1 protein-coding gene is annotated in these 1,033 nt (G+C 37.7%); it reads right to left on the reverse strand.

The genetic code is table 11. The annotated features are described in order from the left end of the window. Positions 1–138 precede the first annotated feature (138 nt). Entirely contained in the window at positions 139–768 is a 630-nt protein-coding gene (locus C9J46_RS21300; RefSeq protein WP_107291492.1) for a LysE family translocator, read from the reverse strand. Between the last annotated feature and the right edge of the window lie 265 nt (positions 769–1,033).

Consider the following 1,033-nt stretch of genomic DNA (forward strand, 5'->3'; position numbering starts at 1 on the left):
CAAGGATAACGCTCGACTTCTTTTTGTCATCACCCTTCATGATATTTCCAATATTTACTTATATAAGGTGGCTTGGGCTTGTCCAACACTTCGGATAGGTGTCGGCTTCGCGACACATATCCTTATTCGTTATATGCACTATTTATTGCTGCTTAAGGCTATCTTTGCACTTAAACCAATTAAGATTGTACCTGATACTCCTTCAAGTGTTCTTGAGTATTTCTGAGCTTTAGGACTGCTAAACAAAATGCTTCCTAAACTGGCATAAAACAAGTTACAACCTGTTGCTAAGAGACTAAATAACAAACCTAAAGTCAGCAATTCGCCTGTAGCATTAACTGCCGTTGGATCAATAAACTGAGGCAGGAATGCTAGAAAGAACATTGCGACTTTAGGGTTTAATACACTAACGATGACGCCTTGCTTGAAAATATTACTTTGTTTTTCATCTGAAATATCCACACAAATTTTAGAATTGTTACGGTAACAATTAATAATTGATATTGCGCCAAGATAGAGTAAGTAAGCCGCACCTAAACACTTGATTATCGTAAATAAAAATGCAGAGCTAAGAATTAATGCAGAAAGACCTAAAACAGCAGCTAATGTATGAATCAAATATCCAACACCTAAACCCAGTGAAGCTTTGATACCTGACTTCATTTTCCCTTTCATTGTATTCGTTACAATGTAAATTACATCAGGCCCAGGTATCAGGTTTATAGATAGAGCTGCAATTACAAACAATACTAAGGTGTTCATTTCCATTACGAAAATACTCCGAGGTGCATTTAACGCCCTGTTAAGGTGTGAGCAACGCAATACCGAAACTTCCGCATACCACCTTAAACACAAAACGCAACGCATGCCAAAAATGCCAAGCGTTGCGAATCACTCTTAAACAGATTGTTGAACGAAGCCGCTTCGCGGCAGAGTGAAAGCCCATAAGCTCGACTACGGTAAATATACCTTTAAAAAAGGAGTATTTATCATGAATAAAGCACAGCAACATCGTTCAGATTATCTTTATGAA

It is taken from the genome of Photobacterium sp. GB-36 (genome assembly GCF_003026135.1).
In the GTDB taxonomy this organism is placed as follows: Bacteria; Pseudomonadota; Gammaproteobacteria; order Enterobacterales; family Vibrionaceae; genus Photobacterium.

Excerpts from the sequence above, each read along its gene's own strand:
- C9J46_RS21300 (WP_107291492.1), bottom strand. The coding sequence starts at position 768 with ATGGAAATGAACACCTTAGTATTGTTTGTAATTGCAGCTCTATCTATA.